This is a genomic window from Streptosporangium becharense (assembly GCF_014204985.1).
GTDB classification, from domain to species: domain Bacteria; phylum Actinomycetota; class Actinomycetes; order Streptosporangiales; family Streptosporangiaceae; genus Streptosporangium; species Streptosporangium becharense.
This window is the reverse complement of sequence record NZ_JACHMP010000001.1, coordinates 5126535-5145201: the sequence shown is the minus strand read 5'-3', so window position 1 is coordinate 5145201 and position 18667 is coordinate 5126535. Positions and strand designations below refer to the sequence as shown.

Here is an 18667-nt window from a genome sequence, read left to right as displayed (position 1 = left end):
AGGGTACGCGTTCTACCGCGAACCCCGGCGTCCACCACAGCCGCGGGCGGACCGCCATCGCATAGGGGGGTGAAGACGGTGACGCCGGCCGGAGCCGGGCAGGGGCCCGGCCGGCATCCGTCGGTCAGAGTGCGATCAGGCGGAGGGCTCGATCACCTGACGGCGGTTGTAGGTGCCGCAGGTCGGGCACGCCACGTGCGGACGCTTCGGCGAGCGGCACTGGGGGCAGCTCACGAGCGAAACCGCGGCGGCCTTCCACTGCGACCTGCGGGAGCGAGTGTTGCTCCGCGACATCTTGCGCTTGGGGACAGCCACGTCAGCTCTCCTGATCGTTGTTATGTTCCGGAACCAGATCTTGCAGCTTGGCCCAGCGAGGATCGACCGCCTCGTGCGTGTGGCCAGGCTCGGCGTCGGCCAGCCTGATCCCGCATTCCACGCAGAGCCCGGAGCAGTCTTCACTGCAGACCGGGCTCAACGGCAGTGTGAGCACCACCGCGTCGCGGAAGACGGGTTCGAGGTCGAGGAGTTCACCGTCGAGAAGCGAGTCACCCTCGGCAGCATCCTCTGCCGAGTAGAAGAACAGCTCCTGGAAGTCGACCTCGCTGTGCGAGGTGACCGGTTCCAGGCAGCGTGCGCACTCCCCCCGCAGCGGGGAGCGCGCAGTGCCCGTGACGAGCACACCCTCCATGACAGCCTCAAGCCGGATGTCCAGCTCGACTTCGGCGTCCTTGGGGACGCCGATCATGTCGACGCCGATGTCCGCCGGTGCCGGAAGAGCGAGATGCATCTGCCGCATGGACCCCGGTCGCCGCCCCAGATCATGGGTGGAGATCACCCACGGGGCTCGAGGGTTCAGGCTGGGCTGGTTCATTCCGCTCTCATTAGGCATGGCGCGTCACCGCCGTCGTGCAAGGCCGAAATAAGAGAATACCAGGGACTAACCCCTGAGCCGTTCGACGAGGAGCTCCTGCACGAGATCCGGGACCAGCCCGGCTACGTTGCCACCATACTTGACGATCTCCTTGATGCGGCTGGACGACAGGAACGAGACCTCGGGGCCGGTCGCCATGAACAGGGTCTCCACCCCCGACATCCGGTAGTTGAGCTGGGCCATCTGGAGTTCGTAGTCGAAGTCGCTGACGGCGCGCAGGCCCTTGACGATCGCGGGGATCTCCTGCTGCCTGCAGTAGTCGACCAGCAGGCCGTGGAACTTGTCGACGCGGACGTTGCCGTACTCCTTGGTCACCGTCTGGAGCATCTGGATGCGCTCCTCGACCGTGAACAGGCTCTTCTTCTCGATGTTGATCAGTACGGCCACGACGACCTCGTCATACTGCCGGGAGGCCCGGCCGATGATGTCGAGATGACCGTTGGTGACGGGATCGAACGACCCCGGGCAGACAACACGACGCAAGGCGAACCCCCTGCTCTATGGATTCCCGGCGGCGCGACCGTACCAAACGGACGCTTCGCCGTAACGACGGACCCTCTCCTCTTCGTATCCGGCCGGCCAGACCAGGTCCTCACCCCTGCTCTCGCGCTCCACCACGACCAGTGCGTCCTGCGCCAGCCAGCCGTGGTCGCGCAGCCGCTCCAGCACGGCCTCCACCTCCTTGCCCGCCAGCACGTACGGCGGGTCGGCGAAGACCAGGTCGTACGGCTCGGCGGCCCCCCGGGCGAGCAGCCGCTCCACCCGGTCGGCCGCGAGCTCGGCACCGGGCAGGTCCAGTGCGGCGATGTTCTGCCTGATCGTCCGGATCGCCTTGGGATCCGACTCGACGAGCAGGGCGTGCGCCGCCCCCCGGGAGAGTGCCTCCAGCCCGAGCGCACCCGAGCCCGCGTACAGGTCGAGCACCCTGGCACCCTCCAGCGGGCCGATCAGCGACCCCACCGTGGAGAACATCCCCTCTCTGGCCCGGTCGCTCGTGGGACGGGTGCCCCGCCCCGGCGGGACGGCCAGCCGCCGCCCCCCTGCGCTTCCCGCGATGACTCGGCTCACCCGGCCATCCTCTCAGTGCCGGGGACGGGCACGGCGTCCCGCGGTTGCCTCCGCGGGCGGGGACCGGAGACGGCGGACGAGCCGGCGCGCAGCGCCACGTGTCGCGACGGATCACATAACCCCAGGTCAAAAGGGTCCTGGCAGGTGATCTAGGTCAAGAGTGGGCAAGGAGCGGCGAGGAAAGCGCAAGGGTCGTTCCGCCGGATGCCGACGCCTTGCATGATGAGTCCTGCGGCCTTCAAGACCCAGGGGGAGGCCGACCGGCGTGATCGTGAGCCCTTCCGCACGCCGGTGCTCTCGGCACCTGACCCGAGAGTGGGCCCAAGCGGGGACGGCATTCGGGGGGAGGCCGTCCCCGCAATTGGGCTTTCCGGACGACCGGCTCTCACGCCCTCTCCGGCCCGCCTTCCCGACGACCGGCTCTCACGCCTTCTCCAGATACTCCGCGCGCTCGTCGGCGAGAAGCCTGTCGATCTCCATGCGCAGGACGGGGTGGGCGGACAGGTCGGGGTCGGCCTCGAGCATGGCCTCGGCGTCGAGCCGGGCGGCCTGGATGACCTCCTCGTCACGCAGGAGCCTGAGCATCTTCAGCGACGACCTGCGACCCGACTGGGCCACCCCCAGCACGTCGCCCTCCCTGCGCTGCTCCAGGTCCACCCGGGAGAGCTCGAAGCCGTCCAGCGTCGCCGCCACCGCGTCGAGCCTGGCCCTGGCGGGCGTGCCGCCCGGGGAGTCGGTCACCAGCAGGCACAGGCCGGGCAGCCCGCCCCGGCCGACCCGGCCGCGGAGCTGGTGGAGCTGGGAGACGCCGAACCGGTCGGCGTCCATGATGACCATGACCGAGGAGTTGGGGACGTCGACGCCGACCTCGATGACCGTGGTGGCCACCAGGACGTCGACCTCCCCGCGCGCGAAGGCCCTCATCACCGCGTCCTTCTCCTCGGGCGGGAGCTTGCCGTGGAGCACCGCCGTGCGCAGCCCCCGCAGCGGGCCCTGCGCCAGGGTCTCGGCGACGTCGAGGACGGCCAGCGGCGGCCTGCGCTCGTCGTCGGCCTTCGCCAGGTCGCCCTCGTCGCCCTCCAGGTCACCGATGCGCGGGCAGACGACGTAGGACTGCCGGCCGAGCTCGACCTCCTCCCGTACGCGGCTCCAGGCCCGGTCGAGGAAGTGCGGTTTCTCCGCCGCGGGGACCACGTGCGTGGTGATCGGGGCACGCCCGGCGGGAAGCTGGGAGAGCGTGGAGACCGTCAGGTCGCCGAAGACCGTCATGGCGACCGTGCGGGGGATGGGGGTGGCGGTCATGACGAGCACGTGCGGCCGGCCGCCCCCGGCCTTCTCGCGGAGCGCGTCGCGCTGCTCGACGCCGAAGCGGTGCTGCTCGTCCACCACGACCATGCCCAGGTCGGCGAACTGCACGCGCTCCTGCAGGACCGCGTGGGTGCCGACGACGATGCCCGCCGTGCCCGAGGCGGCGTCGAGCATCGCCGAGCGGCGGGCCGCCGCACCCAGCGAGCCGGTGAGCAGGGCGACCGAGGTGCCGCCGAACATGCCGCCGGTGGCCAGGTCGCCGAGCATGGCCGAGATCGACCGGTGGTGCTGCTGGGCGAGCACCTCGGTGGGCGCCAGCAGCACCGCCTGCCCCCCGGCGTCGACCACCTGGAGCATGGCGCGCAGCGCCACGACGGTCTTGCCCGCGCCGACCTCGCCCTGGAGGAGCCGGTGCATGGGGTGGGCGAGAGCCAGGTCGGCCGCGATCTCCTCCCCCACCGCGCGCTGTCCTTCGGTGAGCTCGAACGGCAGCCGGGCGTCGAAGTCGGCCAGCAGCCCGTCGCCGCGCGCCGGGCGAGGGGTGGCGGGCCAGGAGGAGGCGGCCATCCGGCGTTGCAGCAGGACCGCCTGGAGCAGGAACGCCTCGTCGAACCTGAGGCGCTTGCGGGCCCTGGTCACGTCGGCGTGGTCGCGCGGCCGGTGGATCGCCTGGAGCGCCTCGGCCAGGCCCGGCAACCCACGCCGGACGCGGAGCTCGGCGGGCAGCGGGTCGTCCAGCTCGCCCATCGTGTCGAGGACGACGCCCAGTGCCCTTCGGATGGCCCAGGGGGTCACGTCCTTGCCCGCCGGGTAGATCGGCACGAGCGCGGCGGCGAACTCCTCAGCCCCGGTCTCGCTCTCCTCGATCATCTCGAACTCGGGGTGGGAGAGCTGCCACTTGCGCTTCTCGCCCTGGCCGAACGCGCTGACCTTGCCGGCGAACATGCCCCGGCGGCCCGGCCGCAGCCGGGTCTCGGCGATGTGGGACGCCTTCCCGAAGAACGACAGGTAGATCTTGCTGCGGCGGGCGTCGGCGACCTCGACCTCCAGCCAGGTGCCGCTCTTGTTGCGCATCGGCCTGCGCATGACCCTGGTGACCTCGCCCACCACCGTGACGTGCTCGTCGACCTGAAGGTCGTCGAGATCGGTCAGCTCGCCCCGCTCGGCGTAGCGCCGCGGGTAGTGCCGCAGCAGGTCACCGACGGTGCGCAGGTCGAGAACGCTCTCCAACAGCTTGGCGGTCTTGGGATCCAGCGCCTTCGCCAGCGGCTCGTCGAAGCTCGTCACGGCACGTTTCTACCGTGCCCGGACGACAGAATTCACCCCGGCCGGGCACGGTGCGCCGCTCGTACGCCGGGCCTGCGCGTCAGCCGGGGCCGGACCGATGTGCGGGGCGAGGCCGGGCCGGCGCGTCAGTCGACGCCGATGAGGAGCGGGTAACCACCCTGCCCGCCCGCGTACACGACCACCTCGATGTCCGGGCGGGTCCCGGCGAGATGGTCGCGTACGGCCCCGGCCAGGCCGGCGGGGGCGTCGGCGCCCTCCAGAACGGTGACCAGCTCGCTGCTGGACGACACCATGCGGTCCACGACCTCCAGCGTGGTGGCGGTGAGGTCCGCGCCGATCAGGGCGGCGTCCCCGTCGACCACGCCGAGGACGTCACCGGGCCGGGTCAGGCCCGCGCTCGTCATGACCTCCCGGTCGGCCACCCAGACGTGCCCGTGGCGGGTGTGCGCGGCCGCCTCGGTCATGGCCACCACGTCGTCGTCGAAGCGGCGCAGCGGGTCGTGCACCGCCAGCGCCGACAGGCCCTGCACCGAGGCCCTGGTCGGCAGGACGCTGACCATCCGCCCCTCCTCCCGGGCGATCTCCGCGGCGGCCGCCGCGACCTCGCGCGTCCCGCTGTCGTTGGGCAGGACCACGACCTCGTCGCCCGCCTCGCGGATCGCGGCGAGCACCTCCGCCTGCGATGGGCTGGAACCGGGCTCCCGGCGGACCACCACGGCCCCCGACTCCTCGAAGACCGCGGCCAGGGCGGGCCCGGCCGCCACGGCGACCACGCCGCGTCCCCGGGCGGCGGGGTGGGTCCGGCCCGAGCCGACCAGGTAGGTCACCTTGATCCGGTGGGGCCGCCCCGCCCGCATGGCGGCCTCGATCGCCGCGCCGGCGTCGTCGACGTGCACATGCACGTTCCACAGGCCGTCGCCGCCCACGACCACGAGCGAGTCGCCGAGCGCGTCGAGCTCCTCGCGCAGCACGGCGACCGCCGCCGCGTCGGCGTCCAGGAGATACATCACCTCGTAACCCGGTTCCTGCGCCGCCTCCGGGGCGACGCGGCGGGCCGGGGCGGGGATGTCCACCCGTCCGGTGTAGGCGTCGGTGACGACGGCCGCGAGGGTCTCCAGGACTATCACCAGGCCGGCGGCCCCCGCGTCCACGACCCCGTTGCGGGCCAGCACGTCGAGCTGCCCCGGGGTCCGGCGGAGCGCGGCGTGCGCCTCGTCCGCCGCCCGCCGGGCGACCGCGGCGAGATCGCCGGGCAGGTCGCGCACCGCGGCGGCCACGGCGGTCAGGACGCTCAGGATCGTGCCCTCCACCGGCCTGGCGACCGCGTCCCGCGCCAGCTCCGCGGCCCTGACCAGGCCCCGTGCCAGATCCGCGCCGCCGCCCGCGGCCTCACCCAGCACCTCGGCGAGGCCGCGCAGGGCCTGGCTGGCGATCACACCGGAGTTGCCGTGGGCACCCAGCAGCGCTCCCCGGGCCAGGGCCCGCCAGGTGTCGGCCGCGGTGGCGTCACCCGGCAGCCCGTCCAGCGCGTCCGCGGCGGAGAGCATGGTCAGGTGCAGGTTGGTGCCGGTGTCGCCGTCGGGCACCGGGAAGACGTTGAGCGCGTCGATCTCCTCACGGGTCTTCCCCAGCGTCTCCGCGGCCAGATGCGACCATCTCCGGACCGCGGCCGGGTCGAGAACCTGCAGCATGCCGCCTCCTGCTCACGGTCGTGCGTCCGGCGCGCTCCCGGCCCGGCTCCGGGGCCCGCCGGACCCGGTCCGCGCCGTCGGGACACCGCTCCCGGCGTGACCCGCCACCCCGCCACCCGGGATGCGCTACGGTTGCATCCGGAGATTATCCCCGTTCGACCGGTCACAGCGGCTCGCGTTCGCGTGCACGGCTGGACATCGGATATCCTCGTCTGGCCAGCCGGTTGCCCCGGCATGCCCGATGACCGCCCGCCTGAGCGGCGGATCGAGCCTATCGACTGATCTAAGGAGCGAACCGTGGCTTCCGTCTGCGACGTTTGCGCTAAGAAGCCGACTTTCGGCAACAACGTCTCCCACTCGCACCGCCGCACCCGCCGCCGCTGGAACCCGAACATCCAGCACGTGCGCGCAGTGGTGAACGGCACGCCGAAGCGGCTGAACGTGTGCACCTCCTGCATCAAGGCGGGCAAGGTCACCCGCTAGTCACACTTCCGCGAAAGCCCGCCGCGCCTCACGGGGCACGGCGGGCTTTCGCGCGTCCCGGGGCCTTTCCACCCACCCCGGGACGCCCGTCGCGCAGCCCGGAGAGCCGGACCGGCCACAGGCATCAGGGCCGGCCCCCGGGGCGGGGTCAGCGCGGCCGCAGGCGCCAGGCGTGGTCCACCGGGCCGATGCCCGCCCCGAGCGGGAAGCCTCCGGCGATCGCGCCGGTGACGTACGCCTTCGCCTTCTCCACCGCCGCGGGGACCTCCTCACCGAGGGCCAGGTGGGAGGCGACGGCCGAAGCCAGGGTGCAGCCGGTGCCGTGGGTGTGCCGGTTGTCGTGACGCTCGGCGGTGAAGCGGAACTCCCGTGTGCCGTCGGTCAGCAGGTCGACCGGGTCGCCGGGCAGGTGGCCGCCCTTGATCAACGCCCATGCGGGGCCGAGCTCCAGAACCGCGTCGGCCGCCCGGCGGAGGTCGGCCTCCTGCTCGACCTTCACCCCGGTCAGCTGCAGCACCTCCCACAGGTTGGGGGTGACCACCGTGGCCGTGGGCAGCAGACGCGACTTCACCGTCTCCACGGCCTCAGGCGCGAGGAGTGAGTCACCGTGCTTGGAGACTCCCACCGGGTCGACCACGATGGGTGTGTCCAGCCCGGCCAGCACCTCCGCGACCGTCTCGACCAGCACCGGCGAGGCGAGCATGCCGGTCTTGACCGCCTGGACGCCGATGTCGCCGAGCACCGAGTCGAGCTGGGCCCGCACCGCCTCCGCGGGCAGTTCCCAGTAACCCTGCACGCCCAGCGAGTTCTGGGCGGTCACCGCGGCGATCACACTCATGCCGTGCACACCGAGGGCCATCATCGTCTTCAGGTCGGCCTGGATGCCCGCGCCGCCTCCGGAGTCGGATCCGGCGACGGTCAGTACGCGAGGGGGAGTCGAATCGGTCATGCTCCCATCCAACCAGGTCCGCCCGGAGCACAGGATTCCACCGGAAAGACCATGACAAGGCGGGCATGCCGCCGCCCAGGGCATGACGCCCGCGAAACCGCCGCCGATCCGCTGGCCGGGACCGCGGAGACCGGCGTCCGCAGCCCAGGGCCGTGGAGACCGCGACCCGGTCAGGCGACGGAGCACTCCCCCTGCACGCTGCGGCAGGTCGAGGGGACCTCCGCCGCACCCCGCGCGGTGAAACTGACGACGAGTTCCTCGCCCGCCTTCAGACCCTGCGGCGACTCGATCGTCAGCAGGCCCCCGTCCTGGCTCCAGCCGGCGCCGCGCACCGAGGTGACCTCACCGCTGACCGGGACGCTCAGCGCCAGGTCGGTGAAGGTCTCCTCCACGGCGACGACGAGCTTGACGGTGTAGACCTGCTGTTTCGCCTGCACCAGGTCGGCGCCGACGGTGATGGGGGCACCGGCCGCCGGAGGCGCCGAGGTCTGACCGGGTGCGGGCGCCGGTGCCGGGGCCGGCACGCTCTCCGCGGGGAGGGGGACCTGCGACGGCTCCTCACCCCGGTGGCCGCCGACGAGAGTCTGGGACGGGGAGTTCGTCGGCGAGGGCTCCTCTGCGGGGGGAGGATCGTCGTCGGTGCGGGGAGCGCGGGTGTCCTCCCGCGTGGGGGTCGGCCGCGGCGTGGGAGCGGTCCCACCTCGCCGGCGGGTGGACGTGGGGGCCGGGTCCGGAGTGGTCCGGCCTGCGGTGTCGGCCGGTTCCGTCGTACCGTCCGTCTCCTCCGGCAGGGGCTCCTCAGGCTCCTCGGGCCCCCCGGGCTCATCGTCCGGCAACGGTTCGTCGACGAGCTCGTCGACGTCGATCTGCGGCTCCGGCTGGTTGGACGCCTCCGCGACGCACCCGGCGGCCGGGCAGTCGGCCGCGCTCTCGGAGCCGGTCAGCGTCTGGACGCCGAAGACGGTGCCGCCGAGCACCACGGCGACCGCCGCGACGGCGAGCACCGCCGCCCTGGCCCGCCCGCCCGGCTTGCGCTCCTCCTGTGGCCGGGTCGTCTCGGACGGCTCGCTCTCCGACGACCATCCCGACCCCAGGAAGCCCGGCCGGGTCTGGGTGACGGCCGACTCCTCGGGACGGAGCCGGCGCCCGATCGGCTCGTCGCGGGGAACCGGCTGCGGCGTGGGCTCCGGCCCGCGCCTCCTCCGACTCGGGGAATCTTGCTCCCCTTTTCCACCGTGGCGGCCCATATCGCCCCTTTCTGGGAGGGAATCTCGACCGCCCATCTTCATATCATTTCGATATACGTTTGTCGCAATTTTCACAGATGTAGCAAGAAGTGGTAAACGTCACTCCCGGAAGTGATCCCAGCCGGCGCGATCAAGAGACACCCCCCTGACCTGCACACCGTCACCCTCCGTCACCATTCCGACCACACTCCAGCCCGGCGGAAGACGGACATCCTCGGGGAAGGTCGCGACGAGCGCGTGATCATCGCCGCCGGTGAGCACCCACTCCAGCGGGTCGACGCCGAGCAGACGGCCGGCGTCCCGCATCACGTAATGGATCATGAAAAGCTCCGGGTCGAGCATCATGCCCACCCCGGACGCCTCGGCCACGTGCCCGAGATCCTGGAGCAGGCCGTCGCTGACGTCGAGCATGGCGGTCGCGCCGAGCACGGCGGCCTCGGGTCCGCGGGCGTAGGGCGGACGTGGGCGCCGATGGGCTTCGAGCAGTTCCGGCGGCCCGTTCAGCCCCTCACGGAACAGCGCGAGCCCCGCCGCGGCGTACCCGAGGCGACCGGCGACGGCGACCACGTCCCCGGGCCGCGCTCCCGAGCGGGTGACCGGTGCCCGCCCGCCCAGGTCACCGAGGGCGGTGACGCCGATGACGACGATGTCACAGCGGGTGATGTCACCACCGGCCACGCCAGCCCCGACCAGCTCGCACTCGTCGCGGAAGCCGTCGGTCAATCGGTCCAGCCAGTCGGTGGCGGCGTCGGCGGGCAGGCCCAGCCCGACCACGATGCCGGTGGGCTCGGCCCCCATGGCCACGATGTCCGAGAGATTCTGCGCCGCCGCCTTGCGGCCGATGTCATAGCCACTGGACCAGTCGCGGCGGAAATGCCTACCCTCAAGTAACAAGTCTGTCGTCACGACGACCCGCCCATCGGGAGCACTCACCACCGCGGCGTCGTCCCCGGGGCCGAGCAACACGGCCCTACCTTGTGGCAAGCGTCCGGCAATACGTGCAATAACCCCGAATTCGCCGAGATCTCCGACTGTGATGGCACACCTCCCGTTCATCACAGGGTACGGTGGCCCTTCGGCACTGATCCAATCGCCCGGGAGGACGTGATGGTGCAGGCCTACATCCTTATCCAGACCGAGGTCGGCAAGGCCGCGAACGTGGCTCGGGAGATCTCCGGGATCTCCGGCGTCACACAGGCCGAGGACGTCACCGGCCCGTACGACGTGATCGTGCGGGCACAGGCTCGCAACGTCGACGAGCTGGGCAAGCTCGTCGTGGCCCAGATTCAGGCGGTCGAAGGGATCACACGTACTCTTACGTGTCCCATCGTCCATATCTGATCGTCGGGAATGCGAGATGCCACTCCGGTTCGCCCGCTGGACGGGATGCGCCTGTGCTCTGCTGATCGTGGCCGGGTGCGGCGGTGCCGTCCGGGTGGAGCCGCCCGTTCCCGAGGGAGCCGCCGCGGCGGCGTGCGAGACCCTGGGTGAACGGCTCCCGCAGCGGCTCGACGGCGCGGACCGGGGGGAGTCCACCCCGGCTTCGCCGTACGTCGCGGTGTGGGGCGAGGCGGAGATCGCGCTGCGTTGCGGGGTAGCGCGACCGGCGACGATGTCGGCCACCGACCAGGTGCCCGAGATCAACGGGGTGGCGTGGTACCCCGACCCGGCCCGGCCGACGCTGTTCACGTCGGTCGGGCGGGAGGCCTACGTCGAGGTGACGATCTCCCGGAAACACGTCCCGCAGAACGTGCTCCTCGACCTCGCGGCGCCGATCAAGGCGGCTCTAGCGCAGACCGGGTGAGCGGCCGAGCGCGAGCTGGATCAACCGGTCGACGAGCTCGGCGTAGGTCAGCCCGGTGGCGGCCCACAGCTGCGGCGCGACCGACAGCGCAGTGAAACCGGGCATGGTGTTGATCTCGTTGAGGATCAGCCGGCCGTCGGGGGTGTAGAAGAAGTCGACCCGGGCCAGCCCCTCGCAGCCCAGCGCCTCGAAGGCGCGCACGGCCATGGCCCGCAGCTCCTCGGCCGTCTGCCCGGGGATGTCCGCGGGAGCCCTCAGGGACATGCCGCCCTCGACGTATTTGGCCTCGAAGTCGAAGAACTCGTGCTCGCCGTGGACCAGCACCTCGCCCGGCACGCTGGCCCGCGGCGCCTCGTCACCCGGCGACTCCAGCACCGCGCACTCGATCTCGCGGCCCGTGATCGCGGCCTCGACCAGGACCTTGGGGTCGTGCTCGCGGGCGAACTCGATGGCCCGCTCCAGCTCGTCCATGGTGGTGGCCTTGGAGATGCCCTGGCTGGACCCGGCGCGGGCGGGCTTGACGAACACCGGCCAGCCGAGCTCCTGGACCTCCTTGAGCACCCGGTCGCGTTCGGTCCGCCAGTCGCGGTCGCGGATCACCACGTACCGGCCGACGGGCAGGCCGGAGGCGGCGAGCACCATCTTCATGTACGCCTTGTCCATGCCGACCGCGCTGGCCAGCACTCCGGAGCCGACGTAACGGACACCGGCCATCTCCAGGAGCCCCTGGATCGTCCCGTCCTCGGCGAAGGGGCCGTGCATGACGGGGAAGACGACGTCGACCTGGCCGAGGTCGGCGGGGATGCTGCCGGCCTCGTAGGTCACCAGCGGGCCGCCGCCGGACAGCAGCGCGAGCTCCGTGCCCCCGGCGTCGACGGACGGGAACTCGCCGTCCTCGACCGCGTAGCGCTGGTCTCCGGAGGCGAGCACCCACCGCCCGTCCGGGGCGATCCCGATGGGGACCACCTCGTATCGAGAACGATCGATGACCTCCAGCACGCTGCCCGCCCCCAGGATGGAGACGGCGTGCTCGGAATTGCGGCCGCCGAAGACGACGGCGACCTTCGGCCGGGGTCCGTGCTGCTCACTCATGATGACCGAATCTACCCCCTGTTAGGGGGAAATCCGCCTGTTGGACGCGCCTATCCCTCCGATCACGGTCGAGGGCGGTCGCGCCGGCCGGGCGACGTCACCGCCACCCGCCGTCACCCGCCGGCACCGCCATCTACCGCCACCCGCCGGGCCCCGCCCCTCGCGGACCCCGCCCTCCGGACGGGCGTCCCGCGGCCGGGCACCCTCCGGGGATGACCGGGATCACGGGGATGACCGGGATCACGGAGATGACGGGGATGACGTCAGAGGCCGTACCGTTCCGGCTTGGGGGTGCGGGACATCAGCAGCACCGCGGCCTCGCTGGGGGGCATCGCGTCGTGGACGACCGCCACCACCACCTCGGTGATCGGCATCTCCACGTCGTGCTTCCTGGCCAGTTCCAGGACCGACTCGCAGGACTTCACGCCCTCGGCGGTCTGTTTGGTGGCGGCGATCACCTCGGCCAGGGTCATCCCCCGCCCGAGGTTCTCCCCGAAGGTGCGGTTCCTGGACAGCGGGGAGGTGCAGGTCGCCACCAGGTCGCCCATGCCCGCCAGACCGGCGAAGGTGTGCGGGTCGGCGCCGAGCGCCGCACCCAGCCGGGAGATCTCGGCCAGCCCGCGTGTCATCAGCATCGCTCCGACGTTGTCGCCCATGCCCATCCCGGCCGCGACGCCGACCGCCAGCGCGATCACGTTCTTGACGGCCCCACCGAGCTCCACGCCCACGACGTCGGGGTTGGTGTAGGGACGGAACCACGGCGGCAGGTGGCAGGCCGCCTGGAGGCGTTCCATGGCCCGCTCGTCGGTGCAGGCGACCACGGTCGCGGCGGGCTGACCGCGGACGATCTCACCGACCAGGTTGGGCCCCGACACCACCGCGACCCGCTCCTGGGGCACCTCCGCGACCTCGCAGATGACCTCGCTCATCCGCTTGGTGGTGCCGAGCTCGATGCCCTTCATGAGGCTGACCAGCAGCGCGTCGGGCGGCAGGTGGGGCTTCCAGCGGGTCAGGTTCTCGCGCAGCGTCTGGGAGGGCACGGCGAGAACCACGAAGTCGGCCCCGTCCAGGGCCTCGGCCGGGTCGGTCGTCGCGCGCAGGGTCTCGGGCAGCACGGCGCCGGGCAGGTAGTCGGGGTTCTCGTGACGGCGGTCGATCGCCTCGACGACCTCCGCCCGCCGGCCCCACAGGGTCGTCCGGGTGCCCGTCCCGGCCAGGATCATGCCGAACGTCGTGCCCCACGAGCCCGTGCCGAATACAGCCGCCTTGGTCATTTCATCACCGTACGCCGAAGTCACTTGTCGGAAGGCCGCTTGAAGGGGGTCTCCGGCGGCTTCTCGCCCCGGAGCTCGGCGAGCTGGGCGGTGATCGCCGCCATGATGTCGGCGGTCGCCTCGCGCAGCACGTCGGCGCGGAGCGGCCGGCCCTCGTACCGGGACAGGTCGACCGGCGGCCCGGCCAGCACGCGGAAGGTCTTGCGGGGCAGCGGCCTGGGCCGCCTGCTCCCGTAGGGCAGGATCTCCTGCGCACCCCAGTGCGCCACCGGGATCACCGGCGCGCCGGTCTCCAGGGCGAGCCGGGCCGCGCCGGTCTTGCCCTCCATCGGCCAGAGCTCCGGGTCGCGGGTGCAGGTGCCCTCCGGGTAGAACATCACGCACGCCCCGGCGGCGAGCCCGCGCCGCGCCGCCTCCAGCGAGCGCGCCGCGTTGTCGCTCCCCCGGTACACCGGGATGGCCCGCAGCGCGCGCACCATGTGGCCGATCACCGGCACCGAGAAGAGGCCCGACTTGGCGAGGATCACCGGCCAGCGCCCGTTGTTGTAGAGGAAGTGCGCGATCAGGAGGGGGTCCAGCCACGACAGGTGGTTGGTCACCATGATGATCCCGCCCGTCCTGGGCAGGAGGTCGCCGCGGCGCCAGTCCTTCTTCACCAGGAGCCAGGAGATCGGCTTGACGATCGTGACGGCGAAGGCGACCCAGAATCGCGATGGCCACCCGGGGCGTCTCATGGGCTCCTCCGTATGAGCGGTATGCGCCTTAAGTCTCCCCGGTGGTTCCCGGGGATGTCGAGGCGGGATGCTTAAGGCTATGCCTGATCCGGACAGTTCAGCCTGGAGCCTCGTCGTTCCGGTCAAGACCCTGGTCGCCGCCAAGACCCGGCTGTCGGCGGCGGCCGGTCCGCACCGCGCGGCGCTGGCCGTGGCCATCGCCTGCGACACCGTGGAGGCGGCGCTGAGCTGCGCGCCCGTCGTACGGGTAGTCGTGGTGACGGGCGACCCGGAGGCGGCCGGAGCGCTCGCCGAGGTCGGCGCGCACGTGGTCGGCGACCCGGAGGCGGGGCTGAACGCGGCCCTGCGGCACGGCGCCGCGGAGGCGGTGCGGCTGGCGCCCGGCGCTCACGTCGGCGCGCTCCAGGCCGATCTGCCGGCGTTGCGACCCGCCGAGCTCGCCCTGGTGCTCACGGCGGCGGCGGAGTTCGACCAGATGTTCCTGCCCGACGCCGCCGAGGTCGGCACGACCTTCTACGGGGTACGGCCCGGTGTCCCGTTCACCCCGGGCTTCGGCGGCCGGTCGCGCGAGCGCCACCTGCGGCGCGGCGCCAAGGAGCTCTGCCTGGCCGGGATCGACTCGGTCCGCCGCGACGTGGACACCCCGGACGACCTCCGCCTCGCCCTGGCCCTCGGCGTCGGGCCCCGTACGCTCAGCGCGGTGCGGAGGATCCGCGAGCAGGACGCCGGGGGCTGAGTACGAACGGGCCCCCGTGGCGGGCACGGCGCGGGCCCGGTGGTGACGTCCGGAACACCCGGGTGCGCACGGAGACGGACACGGCGGTGACATCCGGGCCACCCGGGTGCGCACGGATGCGGACCCGGCTCGGGCGGCACCCGGCTCCCGTTCGGGGCTACGCTGGGCGTGTGCAGGCGACGGTGCGGCTCTTCGACCCGGCGACCCGGTCGGGGTCGGTCTTCCTGGACGACGGGACCGAGGTCCCGTTCGGCGCGGCGGCGTTCGACGCGGGGCCGCTGCGGCTGCTCAGATCCGGTCAGCGGGTCAACATCGTCGTGGCCGGCGGCGAGATCACCTACGTCACCCTGTCGACCTTCCCGGTGCCCGGCTGACGCCGGGGAACGTCCGGAGAACACCGGCCCGGAACCCTGCCGCGGGAACGCCCGGGAAGCACCGACCCGGAACCTCCGCCGTGGGGAAGGCCCGGGAGGCCGCGGCACGGGAGACGTCCGACCCGGGAAACGCCGGGCGCCCGGCTCCCAGAGGGAAAGGCCGGGCGCCCCGCGCGAGGTCCTACTTCTTCTTGCCGACCTTCTTGCCGCCGGTGTTGACGAGCTCCTTGAAGTCGGAGCCGGGCCGGAACTTCGGTGCCCAGCTCTCTGCGACGTCGATCTCGGCACCCGTCGAGGGGTTGCGGGCCGTGCGGGCCGGCTTGTGCACCATCTCGAAGGCGCCGAACCCCGTGATGGAGACCTTGTCCCCGTTGGCGACGGCTGTCTGGATGGCGTCGAGCACCGCGTTCACGGCCTCGGTGGCCGTCTTCCTATCGCCCACCCGATCCGCGATGGCGTCGACGAGTTCCTTCTTGTTCATAAGGTTGCTCCCCCTGCTTACCGATGTCCGGGAGTGGGTCACGAGGCAGAAAACCCGTCTCACCCGATGTGGTTACGGCGAGGGGTCTCATCACGGACGCCGCATCCTCGATCGCGGTGCGAAACCCCTTGCCCGCTTGAAATTAGGGGACGGAGCCGTGTGACTCAATCACCTTCCGCAATGTTTCCAGCACTTGACGTGTCTGAAACCACGGCATCTACGTCGAGAAAGAACAAATCAAGACGCCCGGCGGCGTGATCAAGGTCGTGTTTGGCGGCGTCGCAGATGGCGACGAGGCGCCTGGCGAAGCGTTTCCGCTCCTCAGCGGGGATGGGCAGCACGCGGACGCGGCGGTGCGCCTCGCGCAGCCGCCACGCCAGCTCGTCCTCTGAACGGGTCAGACGGTCGTCGGCAGCCATGACTGCCGACCATTCTCGTATGCCGCGATGTCATCGGCGTTGCGCAGGGTCAGCCCGATGTCGTCCAGGCCCTCCATCAGCCGCCAGCGGGTGTAGTCGTCGATCTCGAACGCGACCGCCCGGCCGCCCCAGCGGACCTCGCGGTTCTCCAGATCGACGGTGATCTCCAGCGCGGGGTCGGCCTCCACCTCGTCGTGCAGGGAGTCGACGACGTCGCCCGGCAGCACGACCGGGAGCAGGCCCATCTTGGTGGAATTATTACGGAAGATGTCCCCGAAACGGGCCGCGATCACGACCCGGAAGCCGTACTGCTGGAGGGCCCAGACGGCGTGCTCGCGGGAGGAGCCGGTGCCGAAGTCGGGGCCGGCGAGCAGGATCGAGGCGCCCGCGTGGGCGGGGTTGTTCAGCACGAAGCCGGGGTCCTCGCGCCAGGCGGAGAACAGCCCCTTCTCGAAACCGGTCCGGCTGACCTGCTTGAGCCAGACGGCGGGGATGATCTGGTCGGTGTCGACGTTGCTCCGGCGCAGCGGCACGGCCCGGCCGGTGTGGGTGACGAAGGCTTCCATGGTGCGAGCTCCTTACAGGTCGGCGGGCGCGGTCAGTTTGCCGGTGACGGCGGTCGCTGCGGCGACCTGCGGGGACACGAGGTGCGTACGGCCGCCCTTGCCCTGGCGTCCCTCGAAGTTGCGGTTGGAGGTGGAGGCGCTGCGCTCACCGGGGGCGAGGGTGTCGGGGTTCATGCCCAGGCACATCGAGCAGCCCGCCTCGCGCCACTCGGCGCCGGCGGCCTTGAAGACCTCGTCCAGCCCTTCCTGCTCCGCCTGGAGCTTGACCAGCATCGAGCCGGGGACGATCAGCGTGCGGGTGACGACCCGGCGGCCCCGGAGCACCTCGGCCGCGGCCCGCAGATCCTCCAGCCGGCCGTTGGTGCAGGAGCCCACGAAGACCGTGTCGACCTGGACGTCGCGGAGCGGGGTGCCCGCGGTCAGGCCCATGTACTCCAGGGCACGCCTGGCTGCGGCCGGGTCGCCGGTCTCGTCCGGGTCCGGCACGGCGGTGCCCAGCGGAGCACCCTGGCCCGGGTTGGTGCCCCAGGTGACGAACGGGGTCAGCGTGGAGGCGTCGATCTCCACGACGGTGTCGAAGACCGCGTCCTCGTCGGTGACGAGCGACTTCCAGTACTCGACGGCGGCGTCCCAGTCGGCGCCGGACGGCGCGTGCGGGCGGCCCTTGAGGTACTCGAAGGTGGTCTCGTCCGGAGCGATCATGCCCGCGCGGGCACCCGCCTCGATGGACATGTTGCAGACGGTCATCCGGCCCTCCATCGAGAGCTTGCGGACGGCCTCGCCCCGGTACTCGATGATGTGGCCCTGACCGCCGCCGGTGCCGATCTTGGCGATGATCGCCAGGATCAGGTCCTTGGCGGTGACCCCGAACGGCAGTTCGCCGGAGACCTCGATGGCCATCGTCTTGGGCCGGTAGGCCGGGAGCGTCTGCGTGGCGAGCACGTGCTCGACCTCGGAGGTGCCGATGCCGAAGGCGATGCCGCCGAAGGCGCCGTGGGTGGAGGTGTGAGAATCGCCACACACGATCGTCATGCCGGGCTGGGTCAGGCCGAACTGCGGGCCGATGATGTGCACCACGCCCTGGCCGGCGTCGCCCATCGGGTGCAGCCGGACGCCGAACTCCGCGCAGTTCTTGCGCAGCGTCTCGACCTGCACGCGCGACACCGGGTCGTTGATGGGGCCGCGCACGGTCGGGACGTTGTGGTCCTCGGTGGCGATCGTGAGGTCGGGCCTGCGGACGGGCCGCCCGGCCATGCGCAGGCCGTCGAACGCCTGCGGGCTGGTGACCTCGTGAATCAGGTGAAGGTCGATGTAGAGCAGATCGGGCTCTCCTTCGGCACGTCGCACGACGTGCTGCTCCCAGACCTTCTCCGCGAGTGTGCGGCCCATGTCGCCTCCTTGCGATCGGCTGTCCCACCACCCACTTGCTTTCTCATATGTCGAGACGGCAGTATCGGTGTATGGACAACTCTAGCGGAGTCGGCGTACTCGACAAGGCCGTTCTGGTGCTCAATGCCCTTGAGGCCGGTCCGGCGTCCCTCGCCCAGCTCGTGCAGGCCACCGGCCTGGCCCGCCCCACGGCCCACCGGCTCGCCGTCGCGCTGGAGCACCACCGCATCGTCTCCCGCGACACCCAGGGGAGGTTCGTGCTGGGTCCGCGCCTGTCCGAGTTGTCCACCGCCGCAGGCGAGGACCGGCTGCTGGCCGTCGCCGGGCCGGTGCTGACCCAGTTGCGCGACCTGACCGGAGAGAGCGCGCAACTCTACCGGCGCCAGGGTGACGAGCGGGTCTGCGTGGCCGCGGCCGAGCGCGCGAGCGGGTTGCGCGACACCGTGCCGGTCGGCTCGGCACTGCCGATGATCGCCGGTTCGGCCGCGCAGATCCTGCTGGCCTGGGAGGAACCCGACCGCCTGCACCGGGGGCTGCGCGGCGCCAAGTTCACCGCGGCCACGCTGGCGAGCGTGCGGCGCAGGGGCTGGGCACACAGCGTCGGCGAGCGCGAGCAGGGTGTGGCCAGCGTCTCGGCGCCCGTCAGGGGCGCCGGAGGCAAGGTCGTGGCGGCGGTGTCGGTCTCCGGTCCGATCGAGCGCCTGACCCGCACCCCCGGCCGGATGCACGCCGCCCCCGTGGTCAGCGCCGCCGAACGGATCACCGAATCGATGCGCCGGGCCAACTGACCCGCCGAAACGGCATCGTCAGGTGGGATATGGGGAGGCGAGCACC

22 protein-coding genes are annotated in these 18667 nt (G+C 71.7%); 6 read left to right on the top strand and 16 right to left on the bottom strand.

All coding sequences use genetic code 11. The annotated features are described in order from the left end of the window. Positions 1 to 135: 135 nt before the first annotated feature. The 6 genes from rpmF to F4562_RS22620 form a co-directional block, all read right to left on the bottom strand. Complete coding sequence (gene rpmF, locus F4562_RS22645) at positions 136 to 315, bottom strand: 50S ribosomal protein L32 (RefSeq protein ID WP_012894381.1); 180 nt, start codon at positions 313 to 315, stop codon at positions 136 to 138. 1 nt (position 316) lies between these two features. Continuing rightward, the gene (locus F4562_RS22640) at positions 317 to 871 is read right to left on the bottom strand and encodes a YceD family protein (protein ID WP_184545650.1); all 555 of its coding nucleotides are present in this window, start codon (positions 869 to 871) and stop codon (positions 317 to 319) included. A gap of 66 nt (positions 872 to 937) precedes the next feature. After that, complete coding sequence (coaD, locus tag F4562_RS22635) at positions 938 to 1414, bottom strand: pantetheine-phosphate adenylyltransferase (RefSeq protein WP_184545652.1); 477 nt, start codon at positions 1412 to 1414, stop codon at positions 938 to 940. A 15-nt stretch (positions 1415 to 1429) separates the two neighbouring features. Further along, positions 1430 to 1999, bottom strand: coding sequence for a 16S rRNA (guanine(966)-N(2))-methyltransferase RsmD (gene rsmD, locus F4562_RS22630; RefSeq protein ID WP_184545654.1), 570 nt, complete (start codon positions 1997 to 1999; stop codon positions 1430 to 1432). 423 nt (positions 2000 to 2422) lie between these two features. Next, entirely contained in the window at positions 2423 to 4594 is a 2172-nt protein-coding gene (gene recG, locus F4562_RS22625; protein WP_184545656.1) for an ATP-dependent DNA helicase RecG, read from the bottom strand. Between the two features lie 125 nt (positions 4595 to 4719). Continuing rightward, on the bottom strand, positions 4720 to 6285 hold the full coding sequence (locus F4562_RS22620) for a fatty acid kinase ATP-binding subunit FakA (RefSeq protein WP_184545658.1): 1566 nt from the start codon (positions 6283 to 6285) through the stop codon (positions 4720 to 4722). A 297-nt stretch (positions 6286 to 6582) separates the two neighbouring features. Here F4562_RS22620 and rpmB point away from each other — a divergent pair, with 297 nt between their 5' ends. Then, positions 6583 to 6768, top strand: a complete 186-nt coding sequence (rpmB, locus tag F4562_RS22615) for a 50S ribosomal protein L28 (RefSeq protein WP_184545660.1) — start codon at positions 6583 to 6585, stop codon at positions 6766 to 6768. A 148-nt stretch (positions 6769 to 6916) separates the two neighbouring features. Here the strand turns inward: rpmB and thiD are convergent, their stop codons facing one another. The 3 genes from thiD to F4562_RS22600 form a co-directional block, all read right to left on the bottom strand. Then, positions 6917 to 7717 carry a bifunctional hydroxymethylpyrimidine kinase/phosphomethylpyrimidine kinase gene (gene thiD / locus F4562_RS22610; RefSeq protein WP_184545662.1) on the bottom strand — a complete coding sequence of 267 codons (801 nt, stop codon included), beginning with the start codon at positions 7715 to 7717 and terminating at the stop codon, positions 6917 to 6919. 170 nt (positions 7718 to 7887) lie between these two features. Further along, on the bottom strand, positions 7888 to 8964 hold the full coding sequence (locus F4562_RS22605; protein WP_184545663.1) for a hypothetical protein: 1077 nt from the start codon (positions 8962 to 8964) through the stop codon (positions 7888 to 7890). 99 nt (positions 8965 to 9063) lie between these two features. Next, positions 9064 to 10020: a thiamine-phosphate kinase gene (locus F4562_RS22600; protein ID WP_184545665.1), complete on the bottom strand. Its 957-nt coding sequence runs from the start codon at positions 10018 to 10020 to the stop codon at positions 9064 to 9066. A 51-nt stretch (positions 10021 to 10071) separates the two neighbouring features. Here F4562_RS22600 and F4562_RS22595 point away from each other — a divergent pair, with 51 nt between their 5' ends. Both F4562_RS22595 and F4562_RS22590 read left to right on the top strand, forming a co-directional pair. Beyond that, the gene (locus F4562_RS22595; protein ID WP_184545667.1) at positions 10072 to 10305 is read left to right on the top strand and encodes an Lrp/AsnC family transcriptional regulator; all 234 of its coding nucleotides are present in this window, start codon (positions 10072 to 10074) and stop codon (positions 10303 to 10305) included. Between the two features lie 16 nt (positions 10306 to 10321). Next, entirely contained in the window at positions 10322 to 10768 is a 447-nt protein-coding gene (locus tag F4562_RS22590; protein WP_184545669.1) for a DUF3515 family protein, read from the top strand. On the opposite strand, the gene F4562_RS22585 is transcribed toward F4562_RS22590, so the two are convergent. The 3 genes from F4562_RS22585 to F4562_RS22575 all read right to left on the bottom strand — a co-directional run bounded on the left by F4562_RS22585 (position 10751) and on the right by F4562_RS22575 (position 13868). Then, positions 10751 to 11860: a D-alanine--D-alanine ligase family protein gene (locus F4562_RS22585; RefSeq protein WP_184545671.1), complete on the bottom strand. Its 1110-nt coding sequence runs from the start codon at positions 11858 to 11860 to the stop codon at positions 10751 to 10753. The genes F4562_RS22590 and F4562_RS22585 overlap by 18 nt on opposite strands. A gap of 263 nt (positions 11861 to 12123) precedes the next feature. Beyond that, positions 12124 to 13134 (bottom strand): NAD(P)H-dependent glycerol-3-phosphate dehydrogenase, encoded by a 1011-nt coding sequence (locus F4562_RS22580; RefSeq protein ID WP_184545673.1) that lies wholly within the window; start codon positions 13132 to 13134, stop codon positions 12124 to 12126. A gap of 20 nt (positions 13135 to 13154) precedes the next feature. After that, positions 13155 to 13868, bottom strand: a complete 714-nt coding sequence (locus F4562_RS22575) for a lysophospholipid acyltransferase family protein (protein ID WP_184545675.1) — start codon at positions 13866 to 13868, stop codon at positions 13155 to 13157. A gap of 67 nt (positions 13869 to 13935) precedes the next feature. Between F4562_RS22575 and cofC the strand changes: the two genes are divergently transcribed. Together cofC and F4562_RS22565 are read left to right on the top strand one after the other, a co-directional pair. Further along, positions 13936 to 14604 (top strand): 2-phospho-L-lactate guanylyltransferase, encoded by a 669-nt coding sequence (gene cofC, locus F4562_RS22570; RefSeq protein WP_184545677.1) that lies wholly within the window; start codon positions 13936 to 13938, stop codon positions 14602 to 14604. A gap of 170 nt (positions 14605 to 14774) precedes the next feature. Next, positions 14775 to 14978 carry a hypothetical protein gene (locus tag F4562_RS22565; protein WP_184545679.1) on the top strand — a complete coding sequence of 68 codons (204 nt, stop codon included), beginning with the start codon at positions 14775 to 14777 and terminating at the stop codon, positions 14976 to 14978. A gap of 181 nt (positions 14979 to 15159) precedes the next feature. On the opposite strand, the gene F4562_RS22560 is transcribed toward F4562_RS22565, so the two are convergent. The 4 genes from F4562_RS22560 to leuC all read right to left on the bottom strand — a co-directional run bounded on the left by F4562_RS22560 (position 15160) and on the right by leuC (position 17833). Further along, on the bottom strand, positions 15160 to 15459 hold the full coding sequence (locus F4562_RS22560; RefSeq protein WP_184545681.1) for an HU family DNA-binding protein: 300 nt from the start codon (positions 15457 to 15459) through the stop codon (positions 15160 to 15162). Positions 15460 to 15623: 164 nt separating this feature from the next. Further along, complete coding sequence (locus tag F4562_RS22555; protein WP_184545683.1) at positions 15624 to 15878, bottom strand: SCO5555 family protein; 255 nt, start codon at positions 15876 to 15878, stop codon at positions 15624 to 15626. After that, a complete protein-coding gene (gene leuD / locus F4562_RS22550; protein WP_184545685.1) occupies positions 15857 to 16444 on the bottom strand; it encodes a 3-isopropylmalate dehydratase small subunit in 588 nt (195 codons plus the stop codon). The genes F4562_RS22555 and leuD overlap by 22 nt, the downstream gene beginning before the upstream one ends. Before the next feature lie 12 nt (positions 16445 to 16456). Next, positions 16457 to 17833, bottom strand: a complete 1377-nt coding sequence (gene leuC, locus F4562_RS22545; RefSeq protein WP_184545687.1) for a 3-isopropylmalate dehydratase large subunit — start codon at positions 17831 to 17833, stop codon at positions 16457 to 16459. Positions 17834 to 17904: 71 nt separating this feature from the next. Here leuC and F4562_RS22540 point away from each other — a divergent pair, with 71 nt between their 5' ends. Beyond that, positions 17905 to 18621 (top strand): IclR family transcriptional regulator, encoded by a 717-nt coding sequence (locus F4562_RS22540; RefSeq protein WP_184545689.1) that lies wholly within the window; start codon positions 17905 to 17907, stop codon positions 18619 to 18621. The last annotated feature ends 46 nt before the right edge of the window (positions 18622 to 18667 follow it).